Source organism: Blastococcus sp. SYSU DS0669 (assembly GCF_054050895.1).
The window spans coordinates 1-21,270 of sequence record NZ_JBJHAE010000032.1 but is presented as its reverse complement, the minus strand read 5'-3'; the positions used below and the strand labels follow the sequence as shown (position 1 = coordinate 21,270).

Below are 21,270 nucleotides of genomic sequence, written 5' to 3'. Positions count from 1 at the left end.
CGCGTGCCCGTGCGCCTCTCATGGGTGCCCACCACGAGGGGGCCTGAACCGCGACACGCCCGACGAGGTTGCGAGCGGCGGTCGGCCGGGCCGACCGCCCTACCGGCCGCGGGGATCCGCTCCGAGAGGGACAGCACGCAGGCACCCGGCCGGGATCCGCCGGGTCACCTGGGAGCCGCTGCGGGAGTGCTCAGTTGTAGTTGACGTGCACGTGGTCGAAGTGGTTCGCCGTGCCGCTGCCGCGGTCCTCCATGGCCTGCCAGGAGCCGCCCGGCGAGGAGAGCATCCGCTGCTCCCAGATGAGGTAGTCCACGCCGAGCTCGGCCCAGTGCGCGCGGTGGTACTCGACGATGGCGTCCCCGAGGGCGGCGTTCGACATCACCATGTAGTCCAGCGCCAGCCCCGAGGGGTGCCCGCCCGGGTCGGCGGCGCTGGGCCGGGTGCCGCCCAGGGTGATCCCCGCGGCGCCGGGCACGTTGCTGACCACGGCGTCGGCCGCGGCCTGGACCTGCGGGCGCACGCTGCCGGAGCTGTTGGTGATGCGGGCGACGGCGGAGGCCGCCACCGAGGCGGCGGCGGTGGCTGCCGCCCGCGCCTGCTGCGTCGGGCTGGCCGGGGCCGCCGGGGCGTGCTCGTGGGCCTGCTCGGCCGCCGCGGCCTCCGCCGCCGCGGCCTCCTCGGCCGCCTTCTTCTCGGCCTCGGCGCGGGCCACGGCCTCCGCCTCCGCCTTCTGCCGGTCCAGCTCCGCCTGGTCGGCGGCGGCCTGGGCCTGCTGCGCGGCGGCCTGGTCGGCCTCGCGCGTGCTGCGGCTGGCCGCCAGGTCCTCCAGCGCCTGGAGGTCCTCGGTGACGTCGACGGGGCCCGACTGCGCGGAGAGGCCCAGCTCCTGGGCGACGCTGACGGACTCGGAGGTGGTGGCCCCGGCCTGGACGGCGGGGTCGGTACCGACGAGGCCGTTGACCAGGACGGCGCCGGCGACCGCGACGGCGAGGTAGAGGGCCGGCCGGCGGACGGACGCCGGCGGGCGGTGGAGGGCGAGCCGGCCGCGTCGGCCGGTGGTGGTGCGGGGGTCCATGGTGTTCGGGTGCTCCGGGGTGTGGGGCGCGGTCGGCCGGTGACGGCGGACCGCGGAGGATGCGGACAGCGGGCCCGGGCGCGGGTCGCGGGGCCGGCACGCAGCGGCGGGGAGGCCGGTGCGGGTCGGCGGGCGACCGGCGGGGCGCCGGGCGGCGCGTGCGATCAGATCCGCGGACGGGCCCGGAGGCGGCGGTGCCGGCGGGCGCAGGGTCGTGCGGCGGTGCAGGGGCGCGCCATTCGGGGCGGCTCTCCGTTTCTTCCGTGGTGCCGCCTACCGGGTTAGCTGACGGATTCGGGCGCAGGAAGTCGCCCTACCCGCGCCGTCACGTGGCCGGCGCGCGATTCACCCCAGTGCTGCGGTGGGTCCCCGGCCCGTCCCGGAGGACGGCTCGGCGGCGCCCGGCGGACCTCCCCTGGCGGGGAGAGAACGACCGACCGGGGCGCAGCCACCGTAACCGTCGTTATGCAGTCGTGACAATCCGCAGGCGCCGATTTCCAGGACGTGACGTGTGTCGCGGTGGGCCGCCGGCCCGGTCGGTGGTGTAGCGCGGGCGCGCGTCAGCCGGCGTCCGCCCAGGACCGCACGACGGCGACGTCGAGCGGGAAGTCGACGGGAAAGGCGCCGAACAGCAGCCGCCCGGCGGTCGCCGCGGCGGCGCGGACCGCCTCGGCCACCTCGTCGGCCAGGTGCTCGGGCGTGTGCACCACCACCTCGTCGTGGAGGAAGAACACCAGGTGCGGCCGCGCGCCGACGGTGTCGCCGTCCCCGAGCCGCCACAGCCGGTTGCGGAGGTCGGCCAGCCAGCACAGCGCCCACTCCGCGCCCGTGCCCTGGACGACGAAGTTGCGGGTGAACCGGCCCCAGGCGCGGCGGGCCCGGTCCCCTTCCTCGTGCGGCCACGCCCCGGGCCGCGGCGACCCCCGGCCGAGCAGGGTGTGCACCACCTCGCCGCGCTCCCCGGCGCGGGCGGCGTCCTCCACCAGCCCGATGGCGCGGGGGTAGCGGCGCGCCAGCCGGGGCATCATGCGCCCGCTCTCACCCCGGGTGCCGCCGTACATCGCGCCGAGGATGCCGAGCTTGGCGTCGGCCCGGGTGGCCACGGTGCCCGCGGCGACCATCCCCGCGTAGAGGTCGGCGGCCCGCGCCGCCTCGGCCATGGCGCCGTCCCCGCTCATCCCCGCCAGCACCCGCGGCTCCAGCTGGGCGACGTCGGCGACGACGAACCGCCACCCCTGGTCGGCGACCGCCGCTGGCCGGACGACGGTGGGCACCGAGAGCGCCCCGCCCCCGGAGGACGCCCACCGCCCGGTCACCACCCCACCGGGGACGAAGACCGCACGGAACCGGCCGTCGCGCACCCAGGTGTCCAGCCACGCCCACCCGTTGGCCGCGAGCAGCCGGGACAGCTTCCGGTACTCCAGGAGGGCCGGGATGCCGGGGTGGTCCAGCTGCTCCAGCGTCCAGGACCGGGTATCGGCGATCGGCAGCCCGGCGTGCTGCAGGACCCGCAGCAGCTCGCCGGGCGAGTCGGGGTTGAGCGCGGGCGCCCCGAACGACCTCCGGACCTCGCCCAGCAGCCGCGCGAGGACCGCCGGGCGAGCACCGGCCGGCGGGCGCGGACCGAGCAGGCCGGTCAGCAGGCGCTCGTGCACGTCGGTGCGCCACGGCAGCCCGGTGTGCGCGAGCTCGGCCGCGACCAGCGCACCGGAGGACTCCGCGGCCAGCAGCAGGGCGAGCCGGTCCCGTTCCGGGGAGGCGGCCACGGTCGCCTGCTGGCGCCGGTGCTCGGCCAGCGGGTCGAGGAGGTCGGCGGGGTCGGCCAGCGGGAACAGGGCCGACTCCGGCGGCGGGCCGGGCGCCAGCGCGTCCCAGCCCGGGGTGTCCTCCCCGGCCAGCAGCTCCCGGGCGGCGAACGGCGACCGCCGCAGGATCGCGTGGCCCAGCCGCAGGTCGCTGCACCGCTCCACTCGGACCCCGGCCACGAGCAGCGCCGGGTACCAGCGGGTGGTGTCGTCCCACACCCAGCGGACCGGCGCGGGGCCCGTCTCGCGCCGACGCACGTACCCGGCCAGCGCCGCCCGGTCCAGCCGCGCGCCGGTCGCCCCGTCTGCGTCGAGCTCGACGGCCTCCACCGCCTCACCGCTGCGCCGGAGCAGGACCCGCTCCACCCGCGCCCCGGGCCTACGGGGTCGGCGGGGCGCCCCGGCCGAGCAGCCGGTGCAGGCAGCGCGCCGGCAGGACCAGGACCGCGCGGGCGACGTGCACGCCCAGGCGGAGCAGGTCGGCGTAGTCGGGCGGGCGGACGGCGGGAGGGTCCCCGGCCCCGCCCGGCGTGGAGCGGCCGGCGGGGGCGACGGGCCGGGGCGGCGCGGGGGGCGGGGAGGGGACGGCCTGTTGCTCCCGGGCCTCCCGCCGCTCCGGGGCCCCGGGCAGCAGGAGGTCGACCGCCGACCGGCGCCGCGGCCCCCGCAGCGACTCGAACGACGGGATGACCGGCGCCACCGGTCCCTCGCCGTCCCGCGCCGCCGCACCGGGCCGGTCGTCGGCGCCCCGCAGCCGGGCGGGCGGCTCGGGGACGACGGCCCGGATCGCGGCCACCAGCCCGGGGCCGAGGCCCGCGACGGCGCTGAGCTCCCGCCGGCTGAGGGTCGCGAGCGCCTCGACCTCGGTGATCCCGGCGCGGCTGAGGGCGGTGACCGCCCGGGCGGGGAGGCCCAGGTCCCGGATCGTCCCCGCGGGCTGTCCCGGTGCGCTGGTCGGCATGTCGGTCAACCCTAGCCATGCCCCCCGACGCCTGCTCCGGAGGCGGTCGGCCGGCCCACGGGAGGACTCTCAGACCGCGACCACCTCGTAGACGTGCCCGGCAGCCCGCAGCCGCTCGACCAGCACCTCCCCCATCGCCGTCGCCGGGGTGAGCGACCCCGCCCGGTCGGGCAGCCGGTCGCCGTCCAGGGCGAGCGCGAGGGCGCTCTCCCCGAGCATCACGGCGGTGGCCTTGTACCCCGGGTCACCGCTGCCCGCGGCCGTCGCCCGGTAGCGCCGCCCGTCCTCGGCGGTGGCGTCGACGACCATGCGGAACCAGCCCTTCTCCCGGACGGACTCGCTGGGGCCGGTGCCGGGCGCGGGCAGCACCCGGTCCAGCAGCGCGCGGGTCGGCGAGAGGCTCATCGCCGACACGGTGGCGAGCAGCCCGGCGGTGACCCCGGCGGCGGTCACGGCGCCCACCGGGCCGCGCCCCACGCCCATCACCTCGCCGTACCGCAGCTCCCGCCCGTAGGCCCAGTCCTGCAGCGCGTTGCTGCGCCGGACGATGCGGGTGTTGAAGGGGGCCATCACGAACGGCGCCGTCCACCGGCCGTCGGGGGTCTGCGTGGGCATGCCGGCGTCCCGCGGCTGGCGGGTGTCGGGCTCCGCCGCCCGGTCGGGGCTCAGCGCGAAGGGGTCGCCGACCACCCGGCGCCGGGCCGGGTCGGCCTGCAGCGCCTCCACCTGCGCGCGCATCGAGTCGATGGTCCCGCCGCTGAACCCGCCCCGCAGGGTGGCGACCAGCTGCACGTCGCGCAGGCAGCCGGCGCCGTCGGCCGCGGCCTGCCGGGCCAGCAAGAACACGCTGAGGTCCGAGGGGATCGAGTCGTAGCCGCACGCGTGCACGATCCGCGCGCCGGTCTCCTGGGCGACGGCGTCGCAGCGGTCGATCGCGTCCCGGACGAAGAGCACCTCGCCGGTGAGGTCGGCGTAGTGGGTGCCGGCCCGGGCGCAGGCCTCCACGACCGGCAGCCCGTACCGGGCGTACGGGCCCACGGTCGTCACCAGCACGCGGGTCGCGGCCGCGAGGGCGTCCAGCGAGGCGGGGTCGGTGGAGTCGGCCTCGACCAGGGTCCAGTTCCGACCGCCGGAGGGCAGTGCCCGGCGGACCTCCTCGAGCCGCTCCCGGGAACGGCCGGCCAGCGCGATGCGGGTCTCGGGCGGGGCGTGGTCGGCGAGGTAGCCCGCCAGCAGCCGGCCGACGAAGCCGGTGGCCCCGTAGACGACGAGGTCGTGGGTCCGTGCGTCTTCTGCCATGCGGCCATCCTGACCTGCCGCGGGACCGGGTGTCCCGCCGGCCGGCGCCACCCCCGGCCGCGATGCCGGCGGCGCGCGGGCACGTCTCGGGGAGGTCACGAGCCGGAACACGGGTCACTCCGACCCCCTCTGTGCGTCAGGAGCCCGGGAGGGTGCCGATGGAGGGCGCATGGCAGTGCGGCTCGCATCGGTGCGGACCGCGACCCGTCGGCAGGTCGCGGAACGGTCGTCGACGTCCCCGTGGTGGCGGTCGGCGGTGGTCTACCAGGTCTACCTGCGCTCGTTCGCCGACGGCAACGGCGACGGCATCGGGGATCTCGCCGGGCTGCGGTCCCGGCTGCCCTACCTGTCGTGGCTGGGGGTCGACGCGGTGTGGATCAACCCGCACTACCCCTCCGGGGGAGCCGACGGCGGCTACGACATCGTGGACTACCGCGCCGTCGACCCGGAGTACGGCGACGTCGCCGACCTGGAGGCGCTCGTCGCCGAGGCCCGCGCGCTGGGCCTGCGGGTGGTGCTGGACGTCGTTCCCAACCACACCTCCGACCGGCACCCCTGGTTCCAGGCCGCGCTGGCCGACCCGGGGTGCCCCGAGGCGTCGCGCTACCACTTCGCGCCGCCGTCGGAGGAGCCGCCGAACAACTGGCAGTCGCTCTTCGGCGGGCCGGCGTGGTCGCGCACCCCCGACGGCCGCTGGTACCTGCACCTGTTCGCCCCCGAGCAGCCCGACCTCAACTGGCGCGACCCGGCCGTCGCCGCGGACTTCGAGCGGACCCTGCGCTTCTGGCTCGACCGCGGCGTCAGCGGCTTCCGCGTCGACGTCGCCTACGGCCTGTTCAAGGACGCCGGCCTGCGCGACAACCCGGGGGCCTACTCCCCCACCCTGTTCGGGCACGGCCCCGAGCAGGCGATGACCTGGAACCAGCCCGAGGTGCACGACGTCTGGCGGCGCTGGCGGTCGATCTGCGACGAGTACCCCGACACGATGCTCGTCGGCGAGGTGTGCCTGGCCGACCCGCGCGAGGTCGCCCTGTACTCGCGCCCCGACGAGATGCACCAGTCGTTCAGCTTCCGGCTGCTGAAGTCGGCCTGGTCGACCGAGGCCTTCGCCGACGGCGTGCGCAGCGCGCTGGACGCCTTCGGCGAGGTCGGCGCCCCGGTCTCCTGGGTGCTCGGCAACCACGACAAGGACCGGCAGGTCACCCGGTTCGGCGGTGGCGCCGTGGGCGCCGCCCGCGCCCGGGCCGCCGCGCTGCTGATGCTGGCGCTGCCCGGCTCCGCCTACGTCTACGCCGGCGACGAACTGGGCCTGCCGCAGGCCGACGTCCCGGACGAGGCCAAGCGGGACCCGATCTTCTTCCGCAGCGGCGGCGCCCGCAGCGGGCGGGACGGCTGCCGCGTGCCGATGCCCTGGAACCCGGCACCCGGGGTCGGTTTCTCCACCCGGCCCGACGCCGAGCCCTGGCTGCCGATCCCCGACCAGTGGGACCGGTACGCCGTGTCCCGCCAGTCGCGCGACGGCGGCTCGATGCTGACCCTCTACCGGCGGGCGCTGGCGCTGCGCGAGGCGCACCCGGCGCTGGGCTCCGGCGAGGCCACGGTCAGCACGCGGGGCGACGTCCTCACTGTCCGGTGCACCGCCGGTGACGGCAGCGTGGTCCGGTGCGTGGTCAACATGGGCACGGGCACGACGCTGGTGCGCACCCGCGGCACGGTCCTGCTGGCGTCCAACACGCACGTGCGCCGCTCCCCGGCGACCGTGGCGCTGCCGCCGCACACCGCGATCTGGCTCGCCGAGGGCTGACCCCACCCGTACGAGGGGGTCCCGGGGCCGGACGCTGGAGCCGGGCCGGCGACCGGCCGATGGGGTCGGGTGACCAGCGTGGCCGAACGATCCGGTGGGGAGCGTGCTCCCGACCTGCCCGTACCACGTCCCCCGGACGCCGGCGCGGCGCCGCTCTCGGCGCGGATCGACGAGCTGGAGGACCGCTCCCGGTTCGACGACGACGGCCTCGAACAGCGGGCCGAGCAGGCGCTGACCGAGGCCCGCCGGCTGCGCATGCCCGAGCTGGAGCAGCGCGCCCGGCTGGTGCAGGCCGACCTGGTGCGGCGGCTCGGCAACGTGGCCGAGGCCGGCCGGGTGGCCGAGGAGATCAACCGCTGGGCCGCCGACCGCGGCTCCCGGTGCCTCCTGGCGCGGAGCCACTTCGTCCTGACCGCGGTGTTCCAGGAGCTGGGCGACCTCTCCCTGGCGCTGGAGCACGCCGTCCGCGCCGTCGAGCTGATCGACGAGGAGGTCCGGCCCCAGACCCGGATCGACCTCCACGCGCGGCTGGCCGACTGCCTGGGGCTCAACGGCGACCTCGCCGCCCGTGACCGCTACGACCACGTGCTGGAGCTGGCCGAGGAGATCGACGACGTCGACCGGCAGCTGCTCGTGCTCAACAACCGCACCTACTGCGAGAGCCTCTCCGGGCGGTTCGAGGAGGCCCTGGTCTGGAGCCGGAAGCTGCAGGAGCTGGCGGCGCGGCACGGCATCCCGCTCGGGGTCGGCCGGCTGGACACGATCGGCCGTGCCCTCATGGAGCTGGGCCGCCTCGAGGACGCCGAGACCGCCATGGCGCCCGGTCTCCACCCGGAGCTGCTCGACGCCTCGCTGGACGGCGACGCCGGGGCCGACTTCCTGCTGACCCTCACCGAGATCCGCCGTCGCCGCGGGCGCCTGGACGAGGCGCAGGAGAGCCTCGACGAGTGCGTGCGCCGCTGCGAGCGGTTCGGGCTGACGTCCATCCGCGTGCGGGCCCGCCGCGAGCTGGCCGAGCTGCACGCGGCCCGCGGTCGCTTCCGGGCGGCGTACGAGGAGCACAAGCGCTACTGCGCCGAGCTCATGGAGCTGCAGTCGGGCGAGCGCGACGCGCGGGCCCGCGCGCTGCAGGCCATGTACGAGACCACCGAGGCCCGCCGGCAGAGCCGCAGGTACCGGGAGCTCTCGCTGCGCGACCCGCTGACCGGGCTGTACAACCGCCGCTACGTCGACGAGGAGCTGCCGCGCCTGCTGGCGGCCCGCCCGGGCGACGTGACCGTGGCACTGCTGGACCTCGACCACTTCAAGCGGGTCAACGACACCTGCTCCCACGAGGTCGGTGACCAGGTGCTGCGGGCCGTCGCCGCGATCCTCCAGGAGACCGCCACGGGCTCCGCCGGGTCGTTCGCCGCCCGGCTGGGCGGCGAGGAGTTCCTGCTGGTGCAGACCGGCACCGGGCCCGGTGTGGCGGCGTGGCACCTGGAGGGCGTCCGCCGGGCGATCGCCGAGCACCCGTGGGCGGCGCTGACCGGTGGCGTCCCGGTGACCGTCAGCATCGGGATCGCCGGCGGCGGCAGCACGCCCGCGGAGGTGCTCGGCCGCGCCGACGCCTCGCTGTACGCGGCGAAGCGGCAGGGCCGCGACCGCGTCGTCACCGTGGCCTGAGCGTCAGACGGGCTCGACCCCGAAGATCCCGGCCAGCCGCTCGATCTTGCGTGCGCGGCCGAGGCGGGGCAGGTCGCTGCCGTCGCGGATGACCTGCCCGCGGGCGTCGAAGTCGGCGAGGAAGTCACGAGCCCAGGCGACGTCCGAGGGCGCGGGGCTGATGACCTCGTTGATCACCGGCAGCTGGTCCATGTCCAGGCACAGCTTCCCGGTCAGCCCGAGGGAGACGGTGACGGCGCTCTGCTCCCGCAGGACCGGCAGGCTGGTGCTCACGGTCGGGCCGTCGATCGGCCCGGGCAGGCCACCGATGCGGCTGGCCAGCACCAGGCGCGTCCGCGGGTAGGACATGGCCAGCTCGTCGGCGCTGGTGCCGGTGTCGCGGCGGTAGTCGCCGCTGCCGAACGCGAGGCGGAAGGCCCCACGGGCCCGGGCGATGTTCACCGCCTCCTCGATGCCGAGCGCCGACTCGACCAGCGCGAGGACGGGCGTGGCGCCGCCGAGACGGTCGAACGTCTCCGTCACGTGCTCGGCGGCCTCGGCCTTGGCGAGCATGACGCCGAGCAGCCCGGGCAGCCCGGCCAGCCCCGCCATGTCGTCGGCCCAGTACGGCGTCTCGTGGTCGTTGATCCGCACCCAGGCGCTGCGGTCCTCGCGGGAGAGCCACTGGACGACGCCCTCACGCGCCTCGCCCTTGCGGGCGGGGTCGACGGCGTCCTCGATGTCGAGCACCACCGCATCGGCCCGTGACTCGTGGGCGACGTCGAAGAGCTCCGTCCGCGCCCCGTTCACCAGCAGCCAGGAGCGTGCGTCCTCAGGTCCGACCTTCCGCGTTCTCACCACGTCCCCATCCTCGTACGGATCGGCTCCCAGCACCTTCCGGCGCGCCACGCCCGACGGTTGCGCGCACCACACCGGTGCGCCCGCCGACGTGTCCTGAGACGGCCTGGAGGTACGCCGCGCGCGCAGGGGCGACCCCGTACGAGAGGAGCAGACGTGACCGACCGAAACCTCGAGGAGACCGGCACCGGAGAGGCCGCCAGGCGGATCGGGCAGGCGCCGACGACGACCGACGTCACCGATCCGGAGCGTTCCTCGCGCAACACCGCGGCCGGCTCCGGGTCCGAGCCCGGCGAGGGCCCGGTCCAGCCCGCGGCCGACGAGGCGTCGACCCCTCGGCCAGCATCGGGCCGCACGACGAGGGCCTGGCCTGAGCCCCCGGCCCGTCGCCGGCGTCCCCCGGGGCCGCGGGCGACAGCCCGCCGTCAGGCCCCGGCGACCTGCGGGGCGACGTCGGTGCCGAGGAGCTCGATGCCGCGCAGCAGGTCCTCGTGCCCCAGCCGCGGGTTGGTCATCTGCAGCGCCACGCGGTCCACGCCGCCCAGCTGCTCGGACACCCGCCGCAGCTTGGCGGCCACGGTGTCCGGGTCGCCCATGAAGAACGCGCCGTCCGGGCCGCTGGTGGCGTCGAACTGCGCCCGTGTCGGGGTGGCGAACCCCCGCTCGCGGGAGATCTTCGCGAACATCTCGTGCCAGCCCGGGTAGATCGTGTCGGCGGCGGCCTGCGTGCTCTCCGCCACGAAGCCGAAGACGTGCAGCCCCACCTGCAGCGCCTCGGGCGGGTGCCCGGCGTGCGCACCGGCCCGGCGGTAGAGGTCGACCAGCGGGGCGAACTGGCGCGGCTCCCCGCCGATGATCGCGACCATCAGGGGGAGACCCAGCAGCCCGGCCCGCGCGAAGGACTCCGGCGTGCCCCCGACCCCCAGCCAGATCGGCAGCGGGTCCTGCAGCGGGCGAGGGTGGACGCCCTGCCCGGTGAGCGGCGGCCGGTGCTTCCCCGACCAGCTGACGTGCTCCGACGCCCGGATGCGCAGCAGCAGGTCGAGCTTCTCGGCGAAGAGCTCGTCGTAGTCGGCCAGGCTGAGGCCGAAGAGCGGGAAGGCCTCGGTGAACGAGCCACGCCCCACCACGAGGTCGACCCGGCCGCGGGAGATGAGGTCGAGGGTGGCGAACTGCTGGAAGACGCGCACCGGGTCGGCGGCGCTCAGCACGGTGACCGCGCTGCCCAGCCGGATGCGCGAGGTGCGCGCCGCGGCGGCCCCGAGGATCACCGGCGGCGCGGAGTCGTAGTACTCGCTGCGGTGGTGCTCGCCGATGCCGAAGGAGTACAGCCCGACTCGGTCGGCGAGCTCGATCTCCTCGAGCAGGTGCGCCATCCGCTCCTCCGGGCCGATCAGCCGCTCGGTGCGCGGATCGGTCACCGCCGCGACGAAGCTGTCGACGCCGACGTGCATGCCGTCCTCCAGGAGCTCGGTGCGAAAGGGACCGGGCGGCCCCGCGGCTCAGTCAACACGGCAGTGGCGAAGGGCGCTGCCGGCCCCGGGCTCCGCCTCCCCCAGGGCGACCTCCCAGGTCAGCTCGTCACCCCCCGGCCGGTCGACGACGAGGACCCCCTCGGGTGTGGCCTGCACCCGCTCGAGGTACCGGCTCCACCGGGCCGCGTGGCGCCGCATCCGGCCGCCCGGCAGCGTCCGGCCGCGCGCCCGCTGGCCCGCCCGGGCGAGCGGGGGCGGCACGTCGAGCAGCACCACGCGCAGCGTCCGGCCCGACCGGCGGGCCACCCGCGCCACCAGGCTCCGCCACGGGGAACTGGTCCACGGGTCGGTGAGCACGACCAGCGGCGCGTCGCCGCCCACCGTCCGCAGCACGCGCCACCGGTGCCAACAGTGCACCCACGGCCGCAGCAGCCGGTACGGGACGCCGATCCCCGCCCGGCGCACCCGGGCGGCGACGTCCTCGGAGTCCAGGGCGGCGACGCCGGGGGCGTCGTCGGCGAGCAGGCGCCGCAGCAGCGTGGTCTTGCCGCTGCCCGGCAGCCCGCCCACGACCAGGAGGACGCGGCCGGACGGCGCCGCGGACGCACCGCTCCGGGGCGCTGCGGACGGGACCGTGCTGCTGACCACGGCGCCTCCTCTTCGCTCGGGAGGGCGAGGCTCCCTCGCCGAGGTGGTGTTTCCCGGGGAGCTCCCTGGGTGTCGGCTGTGAACCGGGCCCGCGGCGCCGTGCTCAGCCCGCGGGGACGACCCGATCGAGCCAGGTCAGCAGGTCGCGGACCACCTCGTCGCGGTTGGTCTCGTTGAAGACCTCGTGCCGGGCGCCGGGGTAGGCCTGCAGCGTCACGTCCCGGACGCCGGCCTCCCGCAGCCGGTGGACCAGCACCTGCACCAGCGCGAGCCGGCCGTTGAGCGGGTCCGCGTCGCCCACCGCCACGTAGACCGGCAGGTCGTCGCGGAGCCCGCGCAGCCGCTCGATGTCGGCCAGCTGCCGCCCGGCCAGGAACATCTGCCGGCTGTCGGCGGCGGCCAGGCCGAAGCCGCACCGCGGGTCGGCCACGTAGGCGTCCACCTGCGCCTCGTCGCGGGAGAGCCAGTCGTAGTCGGTGCGGGCCGGCTGGAACGGGGCGTTGAAGGCCGAGAGGTCGGTGGGGCCGTCCAGGTCCACCGCGGGCTCGATCAGGTCCAGCACCGTCGTCCCGGTGAGCACCAGGGCGGCGAGCTCCCCGGAGTGGTCCAGCACGTGCTGCTGCGCGGCGAAGGAACCCATGCTGTGCCCGAGCAGCACCAGCGGCGCATCGGGGAGCTCGGCGCGCACGTGGGCGCTGAGCCGGCCGATGTCGCGCACCAGCTCGTCCCAGCCGCCGGGCCCCAGGTCGCCCCACGCACCGTCGCCGGCCGTGGCGCCGTGACCGCGGTGGTCCTGCCCCACGACCAGCCAGCCGGCCGCGGTCAGCGCGGCGGCCAGCGCCTCGTAGCGGAGCAGGTGCTCACCCATGCCGTGGGTGAGCTGCACGACGCCGCGGACCGGGCCGGCGGGGTCCCACCGGTAGGCGGTGACCGGGACGTCGTGGGCGGAAGGGAGCTGGAAGGTCTGGTCCGGCATGCCGGGAGGCTACGACGGGGCGCCCCCGGAGAGGCTGGAGGCGGATCGGAGGCCACCGGTCCGCAGCGACCCGGTGGCCCGGCGGTGAGCAGACCCCGCGCCGGCCGCATCGCGGAACGACTGGGCCTGCGCGACCCGGCCGAGATCGTCGCCGGCTTCGACCGGCCCAACCTCCGCCTGGCGGTGGAGCGCGAGAGCGACGACGGCCGGCTGGAGTTGTTCTGGACCAGGACCTCACCCCCGGCCAGGCGGTGCGGGAGGCCGTGGAGGTGTCCGAGACCCACCAGCGGCTCATCCGCTCCCGGATCGAGATGGTGCGAGGCCGGCACGGCCGCGGACCACGCCGTCGGCGACGCACCGTTCCCGGTGAACGCCGAGGTGCGGCACCGCGAGTGGGGGCACGGCGTGGTCATGTCCGTGGAGCCCGACCGGCTGACCGTCCTGTTCGACCAGGAGGGCTGGTCGAGGAACGGCGCCGGGCCGGCGCGGCCGGTGCCGGTGGACGGCGGCAGCCGACCGATCAGCCCCGCTCGGCGATGTGCTTCACGGCCGCGAGCGTCACCGGGATGCCCTCGTGCGCCTGCCGGGTGCGCAGCGCGATCTGCTCGTCGGCGCGCTCCCCGAAGCGCTCGGCGAACATCGCCAGGCCGGCGGGCAGGAACTCCCACGACTCGGTGAGCTGCGTCCCGCCGGTGACCGGCGCCATGCCGAAGCCCCACCGCACGAAGTCGTCGCCGACCACCCAGGCGAACTCGCGGCCGCGGTCGGCGACGACCACCCGCGAGCAGGTCTCCCAGGTGCGGTCGGGCGTGGCGTTGCGCCCGGTGAACCGGTCGCCGACCTTCCCCGTGGCACCCTCGTCCCACCAGCACTCCTGGCAGATCGGGCTCCACTCACCGGTCCGCGTGACGTCGGAGACGAGGTCGTACAGCTCCTCCGGGGAGGCGGCGACGACGATCGAGGCGGAGTGGCGCAGTTCGCTCATCGGCGCAGTCTCGCAACCACCATGCGTGCCCGGCGACGCGCCCCGGGTATGCGGCGCCCCGTGGAAGAGCTGCTGCAGGAGATCGTCAACGTCCTGGTCGTCATCGTGGAGGCCTGCGGCGCGGCGGTCATCATCATCGGCGCGGTCTGGGCGTTCCTGCTCTTCCTGTGGGTCGGCTTCCGCGACCGGAGCACACGGGCGTTCGTCCCCGTCCGGCTCACGCTGGGCCGCTTCCTCGCGCTCGGCCTGGAGTTCCAGCTGGCCGCCGACGTCCTCAAGACCGCGGTCGCGCCGAGCTGGGAGGAGATCGGTCAGCTGGCCGCCATCGCGGCCATCCGGACGGTGCTCAACTACTTCCTCGGCAAGGAGATCGCGGAGGAGAAGCGCCAGATCGCCGAGGACGACGACGAAGCGTCCTCGGAGGACCCGACCGACCACCGGCGCGCCGGGCGGACGGTGTGAGCTCGACGCTGGTCGCGGTCACCGGGGCGATGTCCCCGGTCGTCGCCGCGTTCGCGCTGGTCTCCAGCGGGCTGGCCCTGGCCGTCACCCGCCGGCCGGCGCTCGCGGTCGGCATCCTCCTCGACCTGCTGGTGGCTGCCGGGCTGCTGCGGCTGGTGGGCGACCCCAGCTGGCAGCAGATCGTCGTGGCCGGAGCGATCGTGGCCCTGCGGCACCTGGTCAGCTACGGCCTGCGGCTGGGGGCACGGTCCCTGCAGGGCGAGCCCCCGGCGAACGGGGACCGCTCGCACCGCCCCCGGCCACCGCGCGACCTGGTGGCCCAGCTGCTGCGGCCGGCCTGGCACCGTTGAGCCGCCCGCCCGGCACGAGATCCCGGGTTCGACACCCTGCAGGGCAGCTGGTGGACCCTGCGGCCCGGCGCTATGCCCGGCGCGGTCCCGGAGCCGACCCCGCCGGCGTCTCCCCGCCCTCCAGTTCCCCCTCGGTGTCGAGGTAGGCCTGCTGCAGCTCGGCGAGCACCTGCGGGTCGGGCGACGCCCACATCTTCCGGTCCACCGCCTCCAGCAGCCGCTCCGCGATGCCGTGCAGCGCCCACGGGTTGGACTTCTCCATGAACTCCCGGTTCTCCGGGTCGAGCACGTAGGTCTGCGCCAGCTTCTCGTACATCCAGTCGGCCACCACGCCGGTCGTGGCGTCGTAGCCGAACAGGTAGTCGACCGTGGCGGCGAGCTCGAAGGCGCCCTTGTAGCCGTGCCGGCGCATCGCCGCGAGCCACTTCGGGTTGACCACGCGGGCGCGGAACACCCGCGCCGTCTCCTCGGTGAGCGACCGGGTGCGCACCTGCTCGGGCCGGGTCGAGTCGCCGATGTAGGCCTTCGGCGCCGAGCCGGTGAGCGCGCGCACCGTGGCGACCATCCCGCCGTGGTACTGGAAGTAGTCGTCGGAGTCGGCGATGTCGTGCTCGCGGGTGTCGACGTTCTTCGCGGCGACGGCGATCCGCTTGTAGGCCGCCTCCATGTCCGGCCGCGCCTGCACCCCGTCGAGGTCGCGGCCGTAGGCGTAGCCGCCCCACACCGCGTAGACCTCGGCGAGGTCGGCGTCTCCGCGCCAGTTCCGGCTGTCGATCAGCGGGAGCAGCCCCGCCCCGTAGGCGCCGGGCTTTGAGCCGAAGACCCGGGTGGTGGCCCGCCGGCGGTCGCCGTGGGTGGCCACGTCGGCGTCCACGTGAGCCTTGACGTAGTTCTCGTCGTCGGACTCGTCCTCGAGCGAGGCGGCGAGGCTCACCGCGTCGTCGAGCATGGTGACCACGTGCGGGAAGGCGTCCCGGAAGAATCCGCTGATCCGCACGGTGACGTCGATCCGCGGCCTTCCCAGCTCGTCCAGCGGGACCGGCTCGAGCGCCGTCACCCGCCGGGAGGCCTCGTCCCACACCGGGCGGACGCCGAGCAGCGCCAGGACCTCGGCGACGTCGTCGCCCGAGGTCCGCATGGCCGAGGTTCCCCAGACCGAGAGCCCGACCGAGCGCGGGTACTCGCCGGTGTCGGCGCGGTAGCGGTCGACCAGCGACTCGGCCATCGCCTGGCCGGTCTCCCAGGCCAGCCGCGAGGGCACCGCGCGGGGGTCCACGGAGTAGAAGTTCCGGCCGGTCGGGAGCACGTTGACCAGGCCGCGCAGCGGGGAGCCCGACGGGCCGGCCGGCACGTAGCCGCCCTCGAGGGCGTGCAGCGTGGCGTCGAGCTCGTCGGTGGTGCGCGCCAGCCGGGGCACCACCTCGTCGACGGCGAACCGGAGCACCGCCGCGACCGCCTCGTCGTCGCGGTCGAGGACCTCGCGCACGACCTCGGGGACGGCGGCCCCGGTCCAGCCGCGCTCCTCCATCGCACCGACCAGCGCGGCGGCCAGCGCCTCGATCCGGTCGGTCTCGTGCAACCCGGCGGTGCCGTCCTCGGTCAGGCCGAGCGCCTCGCGCAGCCCGGGCAGGGCCACCGAGCCGCCCCAGATCTGCCGGGCGCGCAGCATCGCCACGACCAGGTCGACCCGGTCCTGCCCCGAGGGCGGCGTGCCGAGCACGTGCAGCCCGTCGCGGATCTGGGAGTCCTTGATCTCGCAGAGCCACCCGTCGACGTGCAGGATCATCTCGTCGAAGTGGTCGTCCTCGGGGCGCTCGTTGAGCCCGAGGTCGGAGTCCAGCTTCGCCGCCTGCAGCAGGGTCCAGATCTGGGCGCGAACGGCGGGCAGCTTCGCCGGGTCCATCGCCGCGACGTTGGCGTGCTCGTCGAGCAACTGCTCCAGGCGGGCGATGTCGCCGTAGGTCTCGGCGCGGGCCATCGGCGGCACCATGTGGTCGACCAGGGTGGCGTGCGCGCGGCGCTTGGCCTGGCTGCCCTCACCGGGGTCGTTGACCAGGAACGGGTAGACCAGCGGCAGGTCGCCGATCGCGGCGTCGGGTGCGCAGGAGGCCGACAGCCCGACGGTCTTGCCCGGCAGCCACTCCATGTTGCCGTGCTTGCCGACGTGCACCAGCGCGTGCGCGCCGAACACCGACCGCAACCACCAGTAGGCCGCGAGGTAGTGGTGCGAGGGCGGCAGGTCGGGGTCGTGGTAGATCGCGATCGGGTTCTCGCCGAAGCCGCGCGGCGGCTGCACCATCACGACGACGTTGCCCGCGCGCAGCGCCGCGAAGACGATGGCCTGGTCGTCCCCGGAGCCGTCCACGAACAGCGAGCCGGGCGCCTCGCCCCAGTGCTCGGTCATCGCCTCGCGCAGGTCGGCCGGGAGCGTGTCGAAGTGCCTCCGGTACTCGTCGGCCGGGATGCGCACCGGGTTGCCGGAGAGCTGCTCCTCGGTCAGCCAGTTCTCGTCCTGGCCGCCGGCGGCGATGAGCGCGTGCACCAGGGCGTCGCCGTCGAGGTCCGCCACACCGGGCAGCGCGTCGGGTCCGTCGAACGGGCCGACGTCGTAGCCCGCGCCGTGCATCGCGGCCAGCAGCCGCACCACCGACGCCGGGGTGTCCAGCCCGACGGCGTTGCCGATGCGGGCGTGCTTGGTCGGGTAGGCCGACAGCATCACGACGATGCGGCGCTCGGCCGGCGGGGTGTGCCGCAGCCGCGCGTGGGCGACGGCGGTGCCGGCCACCCGCGCGGCGCGCTCGGGGTCGGCGACGTAGCGGGTCAGCCCGTCGTCATCTGTCTCCTTGAAGGAGAACGGCACGCTGATCAGGCGGCCGTCGAACTCGGGGATCGCGACCTGGTTGCCGACGTCGAGCGGCGAGAGGCCGTCGTCGTCGGCGAGCCACTCGTCGCGCGACCGGGTGAGGCACAGCCCCTGGATCACGGGGACGTCGAGCGCGGCGAGCTGCCCGACGTCCCAGGCGCCGTCGTCACCGCCGGCCTGCGCGGTGGCCGGCCGCGAGCCGCCGGCGGCCAGCACGGTCACCACCAGGGCGTCGGCGGTGCCGAGCGTGGCGAGCAGGTCGTCGGGGACGCTGCGCAGCGAGCTCACGAACACCGGCAGCGGCTGCCCGCCGGCCTCCTCGACCGCGGTGCACAGCGCCTCGACGAAGGCGGTGTTCCCGGCGAGGTGGTGCGCGCGGTAGTAGAGGACGGCGACGCGCGGGCCCGTCGTCGTCCGCGGCGTGCGGTCCAGCAGCCCCCAGTCGGGGGCGACCGACGGCGGCTCGAACCCCTCGCCGGTGAGCAGCACGGTGTCGGAGAGGAAGCGGTGCAGCTGGGCCAGGTTGTCGGGGCCGCCCTGGGCCAGGTAGCCGTGCGCCTCGGTGGCCACGCCCATCGGGACGGTGGAGAGCTCCATCAGCTCCGCGTCGGGCAACTGCTCGCCGCCCAGGACCACGACGGGCGCCGGGCCGCCCAGCAGCGGCGCGATCAGCTCCTCGTACTGGCGGCGCACACCGAGGATGCGGACCACCACGAGCGCGCTGCCCTCGGTGAGCGCGGCGATCCCCTCGGCGTCCAGGCGGGCGGGGTTGCCCAGCCGCCAGTCCGCGCCGCTGGCCCGGGCCGAGAGCAGGTCGGTGTCGCTCGTGGAGAGCAGGGTGAACACGGCCGCGCCGCCTCCCTCGGGGTCCGCGCCCCGTTCCGCTGGGCACGGCAGCCGGAGTGTCTGGCTCGGCCCGGAGGCCTCACAGTGGCGGGACCGCGCCGGACTCGCACCGGCTTCCTTCTGCACTGCCGTGATGTGGGGCGAACGCTACCGGGGTGCGTGCGCAGCGCGAGCCGACCCCCACCGTCCGCATCCGGAGGCCGCCCGGGATCGGAAGGACGGGTATCGACCGGTCCGTCCGAGGGAGTCCTCATGGCATTGCGCTCGCACCTCCGCCGCAACCAAACCGCGTCCAGCACCCCACCCGCCGGGGCGGGGCCGGGTAGCCCGCCTGCCGGCCCCGACGCGGGCGCCCGCGCCGAGCCGGTGCGGGCCGACCCCCCGCGCACCGGGGTCGGCGAACCGGACGACGCCGGCGCCGGCGGCCGGGTGCCCGCCGTCCACCGGATCGGCGCGGTGGTCGTCGCCGCGGTGATCGCCGTCTTCGGCATCCTCGGCTTCGCCGACGGGCTGGACTTCTTCTCCACCGAGGGCGAGCGGGTCCTCGGTCTCTCCTCGAACGGCCTGCTGTCCACCATCTCCGTCGTCACCGCGGTGGTCCTGGTCGCGGCCGCCGTGCGCGGGCCGCGGATCGCCTCGACGGTGATGATCGTCGTCGGCGTGCTGTTCCTGGTGTCGGCGCTGGCCAACCTCGCCGTGCTCAACACCGACCTGAACGTCCTGGCGTTCCGCTTCCCCAACGTGGTCTTCTCCGTCGTCGCCGGGCTCGTGCTGCTCCTCCTGGGCACCTACGGGCGGGTGAGCGGCAACCTGCCGCCCGACAGCCCCTACGCCCGGTCCGGCGCGAACATGGACGCCGGCCCCGACGAGGCGGACGAGTACCCCTCGACCCCCGAGGAGTTCGCCGCCGAGCGGGCCATGCGCGAGGCGGAGGTGGCGGTCGTCCAGCACACCGCGACCCCCGACCAGCAGCGCCGGGTCGCGGCCATGGCGTCGGCCCACAGCCGGGCCGAACGGTGCCGGGTGTGGCTCTCCTTCGACCGCCGCGCCTCCTGAGCTCCTGCGCCCCTGGCCTTCGGCGGTGGCCTACGACGCCCTCGCGGAGAGCGTCGCGCTCATCGAGCGCGGCGTGCCGGACAGCCCCGCGCGGCTCAGCCGCCGGCGGCGGTTCGCCGCCCTGGCCGTGGACGTCGACGGCGAGGTCGCCTGCACCCTCTTCGCCCGCCGCAGCGTCGGCTCCGTCGAGGAGGAGACGGCGGGCGGTCGGTGCCGTGGGGCGCCCGGTACGTCTCCTACGCCCGGGTGCGCGCCAGCCGGGAGGTCGACCGGTTGGCCGTCGGGACGCGGCCGCTGCGGGTGCCCCGGCACGGCCACCTGGTGGTGGTGTGGGCCGGTCGTCGGCCACCCACCGCGGAGGCGTTGGACGCCGACGGACGCAGCCTGTGCAGCCGGCGGCTGGACGTGCACTCCTCCCGGTTCCCGGAGGTCCACCGGGACGCCCGTGACCGACCGGAGCTGACGGTCGAGCGCGAGCGGCCGGGGACGTAGCCTCGCGGACGCCATGTCATCAACCGGTACGCCGACGCCACCGCTCCGGGACCGGGCCGACGCCTGCCCCGGCGCGTTGCAGACCCACTCCGCCGCCGATGGCGAGCTCGCACGGGTGCGGGTCCCCGGCGGGCTGCTCGACGCCGGGCAGCTGCGGGTGCTGGGCGTGGCCGCCGTCGAGCTCGGCGACGGCGCGCTGGAGCTCACCAGCCGCGGCAACGTGCAGCTGCGCGGCCTGCGCCAGGGATCGGCGGCTGAGCTCGGTGGCCGGCTCGCGGCGGCCGGGCTGCTGCCCAGCGACAGCCACGAGACCGCGCGGAACCTGCTGGGCAGCGTGCTGAGCGGCCGGGCGGGCGGCCTGCTCGACGCCCGGGGCTGGGTGCGCGCCTTCGACGTCGCCATGTGCGCCGATCCCTCCCTCGCGGCGCTGCCCGGCCGCTTCCTGGCCACGTTCGACGACGGCCGGGGCGACGTCGCCGCGCTCGGTGGCGACGTCGGCCTCCTCGCCCTCTCCCCGGGCGTGATCGCGCTGACCCTGGCCGGCGTCGACTCCGGCCTGCGCGCCGGGCCCTCGGACGCCGTCTCGCTCGCGCTGGCGGCGACCCGTGCTCTTCTCGCCGAGCGGGCCGAGCAGGGCGGGACCGCCTGGCGGCTGGCCGAGCTGGTGGACGGAGCTGCCCGAGTGGCGGCGCGGGTGGCGGCTTCACTGGAGCTGCAGGCCGGCGCGCGGACCGAGGTGCCGGCCGAGCCGCGGGTGCGCCCGATCGGGGCGGTGCGGCAGGACGACGGGCGGACCGCCCTCGCCGCCGTCGTGCCCCTGGGCCGGCTCACCGCCGCCCACCTCTCGCTGCTGGCCGACCTCGCGGCGGAGGCCCAGCTGACACCGTGGCGCGGGATCGTGGTCCCCGACCTGGCCGACGGGTCGGCGGCCCCGCTGCTGGTGGAGGCCGGGCTGGTGCTCGACCCGGCCAGCCCGTGGACCCGCGTGACGGCCTGCGCCGGGCTGCCCGGGTGCGCCAAGTCGCTCGCCGACGTCCGGGCGGACGCGACCGCCGCCGTGGTGGTCGGCTCGCTCCCCGCCGGTGGCGCGCGGCAGCACTGGGCCGGCTGCGAGCGGCGCTGCGGCCGGCCCGGAGGAGCGGTCGTCGACGTGGTCGCCACCGGCTCCGGCTACCGGATCGACGCACCGGCGGAGTGACGACATCGGTCAGCTGTCAAGGGCCGGTGGTGATCTGTGGACTCGGCTTTGACCTGCACTTTCGCGCTGCGGATGTCGCCGGCCGGCGGTAGTGTTCGCACATGCGTTCGACAGGTGCGGCCGATGCGGTGGACCGGTTGGTCGCCGCGCTGGACGACCTGGCCGGCGAGCGGATCGAGGGTGCGTTCGGGCCGCAGCTGATCGAACGACTGGCCCCGCTGCTCGTGGCCGGGAACCGGCTGACCACCGAGATCGCCCGCACGGTGCGGCAGTGCGAGCTCACCGGGGCCGCCGAGCACGACGGGCAGAGGAGCATGGCCTCCTGGCTGCGCGGGCACGCCCGGTACTCGTCCGCCGCCGCCTCCCGGCTGGTGAGCACCGGACGGGCGATGGAGGCGCTACCGGCGGGGGGGGGGGGGGGGGGGGCCGGGGGGCGGGGGGCGGTGGGGCTGGGGGTGTGCGCGCCGGTGGCG

17 protein-coding genes, 1 pseudogene and 2 riboswitches are annotated in these 21,270 nt (G+C 76.0%); of the genes and pseudogenes, 8 read left to right on the top strand and 10 right to left on the bottom strand.

What is annotated here, in order from left to right; all coding sequences use genetic code 11:
• Positions 1-190 precede the first annotated feature (190 nt).
• From ACI792_RS19845 to ACI792_RS19830, 4 genes are all read right to left on the bottom strand, one after another.
• A complete protein-coding gene (locus ACI792_RS19845) occupies positions 191-1,075 on the bottom strand; it encodes a hypothetical protein (protein ID WP_456604103.1) in 885 nt (294 codons plus the stop codon).
• A 270-nt stretch (positions 1,076-1,345) separates the two neighbouring features.
• Positions 1,346-1,472, bottom strand: a riboswitch (cyclic di-AMP (ydaO/yuaA leader).
• A 163-nt stretch (positions 1,473-1,635) separates the two neighbouring features.
• Positions 1,636-3,246, bottom strand: coding sequence for a bifunctional 3'-5' exonuclease/DNA polymerase (locus tag ACI792_RS19840; RefSeq protein ID WP_456604102.1), 1,611 nt, complete (start codon positions 3,244-3,246; stop codon positions 1,636-1,638).
• A gap of 13 nt (positions 3,247-3,259) precedes the next feature.
• The gene (locus ACI792_RS19835) at positions 3,260-3,841 is read right to left on the bottom strand and encodes a DNA-directed RNA polymerase subunit alpha C-terminal domain-containing protein (RefSeq protein ID WP_456604101.1); all 582 of its coding nucleotides are present in this window, start codon (positions 3,839-3,841) and stop codon (positions 3,260-3,262) included.
• Between the two features lie 69 nt (positions 3,842-3,910).
• Positions 3,911-5,140 (bottom strand): saccharopine dehydrogenase family protein, encoded by a 1,230-nt coding sequence (locus tag ACI792_RS19830; RefSeq protein ID WP_456604100.1) that lies wholly within the window; start codon positions 5,138-5,140, stop codon positions 3,911-3,913.
• A 169-nt stretch (positions 5,141-5,309) separates the two neighbouring features.
• Here ACI792_RS19830 and ACI792_RS19825 point away from each other — a divergent pair, with 169 nt between their 5' ends.
• Both ACI792_RS19825 and ACI792_RS19820 read left to right on the top strand, forming a co-directional pair.
• The gene (locus tag ACI792_RS19825) at positions 5,310-6,944 is read left to right on the top strand and encodes a glycoside hydrolase family 13 protein (protein WP_456604099.1); all 1,635 of its coding nucleotides are present in this window, start codon (positions 5,310-5,312) and stop codon (positions 6,942-6,944) included.
• 78 nt (positions 6,945-7,022) lie between these two features.
• Positions 7,023-8,609, top strand: a complete 1,587-nt coding sequence (locus ACI792_RS19820; protein WP_456604098.1) for a diguanylate cyclase — start codon at positions 7,023-7,025, stop codon at positions 8,607-8,609.
• Positions 8,610-8,612: 3 nt separating this feature from the next.
• On the opposite strand, the gene ACI792_RS19815 is transcribed toward ACI792_RS19820, so the two are convergent.
• The 5 genes from ACI792_RS19815 to ACI792_RS19795 all read right to left on the bottom strand — a co-directional run bounded on the left by ACI792_RS19815 (position 8,613) and on the right by ACI792_RS19795 (position 13,530).
• A complete protein-coding gene (locus ACI792_RS19815; RefSeq protein ID WP_456604097.1) occupies positions 8,613-9,449 on the bottom strand; it encodes an HpcH/HpaI aldolase/citrate lyase family protein in 837 nt (278 codons plus the stop codon).
• Positions 9,450-9,871: 422 nt separating this feature from the next.
• Entirely contained in the window at positions 9,872-10,900 is a 1,029-nt protein-coding gene (locus ACI792_RS19810; protein WP_456604096.1) for an LLM class flavin-dependent oxidoreductase, read from the bottom strand.
• A gap of 48 nt (positions 10,901-10,948) precedes the next feature.
• Entirely contained in the window at positions 10,949-11,569 is a 621-nt protein-coding gene (locus ACI792_RS19805) for an AAA family ATPase (RefSeq protein ID WP_456604095.1), read from the bottom strand.
• Positions 11,570-11,672: 103 nt separating this feature from the next.
• A complete protein-coding gene (locus ACI792_RS19800; protein ID WP_456604094.1) occupies positions 11,673-12,545 on the bottom strand; it encodes an alpha/beta fold hydrolase in 873 nt (290 codons plus the stop codon).
• Positions 12,546-13,065: 520 nt separating this feature from the next.
• The gene (locus tag ACI792_RS19795; RefSeq protein WP_456604093.1) at positions 13,066-13,530 is read right to left on the bottom strand and encodes an SRPBCC family protein; all 465 of its coding nucleotides are present in this window, start codon (positions 13,528-13,530) and stop codon (positions 13,066-13,068) included.
• A 60-nt stretch (positions 13,531-13,590) separates the two neighbouring features.
• On the opposite strand from ACI792_RS19795, the gene ACI792_RS19790 reads away from it, so the two are divergent.
• Together ACI792_RS19790 and ACI792_RS19785 are read left to right on the top strand one after the other, a co-directional pair.
• On the top strand, positions 13,591-13,992 hold the full coding sequence (locus tag ACI792_RS19790; protein ID WP_456582964.1) for a DUF1622 domain-containing protein: 402 nt from the start codon (positions 13,591-13,593) through the stop codon (positions 13,990-13,992).
• Complete coding sequence (locus ACI792_RS19785) at positions 13,989-14,342, top strand: DUF1622 domain-containing protein (protein ID WP_456604092.1); 354 nt, start codon at positions 13,989-13,991, stop codon at positions 14,340-14,342. Before ACI792_RS19790 ends, ACI792_RS19785 begins: the two co-directional genes overlap by 4 nt.
• Positions 14,343-14,412: 70 nt before the next feature.
• Here the strand turns inward: ACI792_RS19785 and cobN are convergent, their stop codons facing one another.
• Positions 14,413-18,051 (bottom strand): cobaltochelatase subunit CobN, encoded by a 3,639-nt coding sequence (gene cobN, locus ACI792_RS19780; protein ID WP_456604091.1) that lies wholly within the window; start codon positions 18,049-18,051, stop codon positions 14,413-14,415.
• A gap of 55 nt (positions 18,052-18,106) precedes the next feature.
• Positions 18,107-18,170, bottom strand: a riboswitch (cobalamin riboswitch).
• A gap of 133 nt (positions 18,171-18,303) precedes the next feature.
• Between cobN and ACI792_RS19775 the strand changes: the two genes are divergently transcribed.
• From ACI792_RS19775 to ACI792_RS19760, 4 genes and pseudogenes are all read left to right on the top strand, one after another.
• Entirely contained in the window at positions 18,304-19,107 is an 804-nt protein-coding gene (locus ACI792_RS19775; RefSeq protein WP_456604090.1) for a DUF4383 domain-containing protein, read from the top strand.
• A 210-nt stretch (positions 19,108-19,317) separates the two neighbouring features.
• Positions 19,318-19,599: a hypothetical protein gene (locus ACI792_RS19770; RefSeq protein ID WP_456604089.1), complete on the top strand. Its 282-nt coding sequence runs from the start codon at positions 19,318-19,320 to the stop codon at positions 19,597-19,599.
• 13 nt (positions 19,600-19,612) lie between these two features.
• Positions 19,613-20,797 (top strand): precorrin-3B synthase, encoded by a 1,185-nt coding sequence (locus ACI792_RS19765; RefSeq protein ID WP_456604088.1) that lies wholly within the window; start codon positions 19,613-19,615, stop codon positions 20,795-20,797.
• Positions 20,798-20,898: 101 nt separating this feature from the next.
• Positions 20,899-21,270 (top strand): annotated as a pseudogene (locus ACI792_RS19760) (endonuclease); the annotation flags it as partial.

What these genes read in the sequence shown, in the direction of transcription:
- ACI792_RS19845 (WP_456604103.1), bottom strand. Translation starts at nt 1,075, where the DNA reads ATGGACCCCCGCACCACCACCGGCCGACGCGGCCGGCTCGCCCTCCAC.
- ACI792_RS19835 (WP_456604101.1), bottom strand. Translation starts at nt 3,841, where the DNA reads ATGCCGACCAGCGCACCGGGACAGCCCGCGGGGACGATCCGGGACCTG.
- ACI792_RS19830 (WP_456604100.1), bottom strand. Translation starts at nt 5,140, where the DNA reads ATGGCAGAAGACGCACGGACCCACGACCTCGTCGTCTACGGGGCCACC.
- ACI792_RS19825 (WP_456604099.1), top strand. Translation starts at nt 5,310, where the DNA reads ATGGCAGTGCGGCTCGCATCGGTGCGGACCGCGACCCGTCGGCAGGTC.
- ACI792_RS19810 (WP_456604096.1), bottom strand. Translation starts at nt 10,900, where the DNA reads ATGCACGTCGGCGTCGACAGCTTCGTCGCGGCGGTGACCGATCCGCGC.
- ACI792_RS19800 (WP_456604094.1), bottom strand. Translation starts at nt 12,545, where the DNA reads ATGCCGGACCAGACCTTCCAGCTCCCTTCCGCCCACGACGTCCCGGTC.
- ACI792_RS19795 (WP_456604093.1), bottom strand. Translation starts at nt 13,530, where the DNA reads ATGAGCGAACTGCGCCACTCCGCCTCGATCGTCGTCGCCGCCTCCCCG.
- ACI792_RS19775 (WP_456604090.1), top strand. Translation starts at nt 18,304, where the DNA reads ATGGCATTGCGCTCGCACCTCCGCCGCAACCAAACCGCGTCCAGCACC.
- ACI792_RS19765 (WP_456604088.1), top strand. Translation starts at nt 19,613, where the DNA reads ATGTCATCAACCGGTACGCCGACGCCACCGCTCCGGGACCGGGCCGAC.